This window comes from Pseudomonas sp. BIC9C (genome assembly GCF_034541995.1).
GTDB classification, from domain to species: Bacteria; Pseudomonadota; Gammaproteobacteria; order Pseudomonadales; family Pseudomonadaceae; genus Aquipseudomonas; species Aquipseudomonas fluorescens_CC.
Genome location: NZ_JAWDGM010000013.1, coordinates 1 through 1,201, shown reverse-complemented (window position 1 = coordinate 1,201; position 1,201 = coordinate 1). Strand labels below are relative to the sequence as shown.

Genomic DNA, 1,201 nt, shown 5'->3' with positions numbered 1-1,201 from the left:
GGCCTGTTGACCCTGGACGAAGGCCGGGCGCTGGACGGCGAACGGCCGGTGGTGGCTGACGGTGACGAGACGCCGGTGCACGAGCTGATCCGTCAGCGTGCGCACCGGCAACCGGATCACACGGCGCTGGTCCTGAGCCATGCCGACCGCGACGCCGAACACTTGAGCTACGCCGAGCTGGACCGGCGCTCCGATGCTTTGGCGGTGCATCTGCTGGAACAGGGTGTGCAGGCCGAAGACGTGATCGGCGTGTTCATGGAGCGTTCGCTGGAGCTGGTGGTGTCGCTGTTGGCAGTGATGAAATGCGCTGCCGCCTACGTGCCGCTGGACCCGCAATACCCGCAGGAACGCCTGCGCTACATGATGGCCGACAGCGACATGCGCTTGCTGTTGACCCAGGAACGGCTGCGCGATTCGGCGCAGCTTGATCCCGGCACGGTCATGGTCGCGGTGGACCGCCTGGACCTCGACATCGACGTGCCGACGCCGCAACGCGCCGTGCACGCCGAGCAACTGGCCTACCTGATCTACACCTCCGGTTCGACCGGCAAACCGAAAAGCGTCGCCGTGGCCCACGGGCCTTTGAGCATGCACGTGCAAGCCATCGCCGAGCTGTACGAAATGGACCCGGACAATCGCGAACTGCATTTCATGTCGTTCGCCTTCGATGGCGCCCATGAACGATGGATCACCGCGCTGATCAGCGGCTCGACCCTGGTGATCCGCGATAATACGTTGTGGACTGCCGAGCAGACCCTGGCGGTGTTGCACCGCCAGCGCATCAGCGTCGCCTGCTTCCCGCCGGCTTACCTGCTGCAATTGGCCGAGCACGCCGAGTTGCAGGGCGGTGATCCGCCGCCAGTGCGTATCTATTGCTTCGGTGGCGATGCGGTGCCGGACGCGACGTTCGAACGGGTCAAACACAGGCTCAAGCCGCAATACCTGGTCAACGGCTACGGGCCGACGGAAACCGTGGTTACGCCGCTGCTGTGGAAAATCGCCGCCGACGGCCATTGCCAGGCAATGTATGCGCCGATAGGCCAACGCGTCGGCAGCCGCAGCCTGCACGTGCTGGACATGGACCTCAACCCGCTGCCGGTGGGCATGGTCGGTGAGCTGTACATTGGCGGACGGGGTGTCGCACGCGGCTACCATCGCCACCCGTGGCAGAGCGCCGAACGCTTCGTCGCCGATCCGTTCA

General features: G+C 65.2%; 1 protein-coding gene. It reads left to right on the top strand.

Annotation, left to right across the window (positions count from 1 at the left end):
• Positions 1 to 1,201 (top strand): AMP-binding protein (locus RS887_RS30420; protein ID WP_322618313.1); only part of this gene is annotated, 1,201 nt, incomplete at both ends.